General features: G+C 67.4%; 1 protein-coding gene. It reads left to right on the top strand.

Going from position 1 to position 230, the window contains the following annotated elements; all coding sequences use genetic code 11:
• On the top strand, positions 1–230 hold a 230-nt coding region (locus SB754_RS23360), incomplete at both ends, for a biotin carboxylase N-terminal domain-containing protein (RefSeq protein ID WP_410784615.1).

The raw sequence follows: 230 nt of genomic DNA, 5'->3' as shown, positions 1-230 counted from the left end.
CCGCTATCATCACGGCGGCCGAAGTGACCGGCGCCCAGGCCATCCACCCCGGCTACGGCTTCCTGTCGGAAAACGCCCGCTTCGCCGAGATCGTCGAGGCGCACGGCCTGGCCTTTATCGGCCCGACCGCCGAGCATATCCGCATGATGGGCGACAAGATCACCGCCAAGAAGGCCGTGATGGAAGCCGGTATCCCGGTCGTTCCCGGTTCCGAGGGCGGTGTGGCCACC

This window comes from Leifsonia sp. SIMBA_070 (assembly GCF_046534635.1).
Lineage (GTDB): Bacteria > Actinomycetota > Actinomycetes > Actinomycetales > Microbacteriaceae > Leifsonia.
Note: the sequence above shows the minus strand (reverse complement) of the source record. Positions and strands in the feature narration are given on the sequence as shown.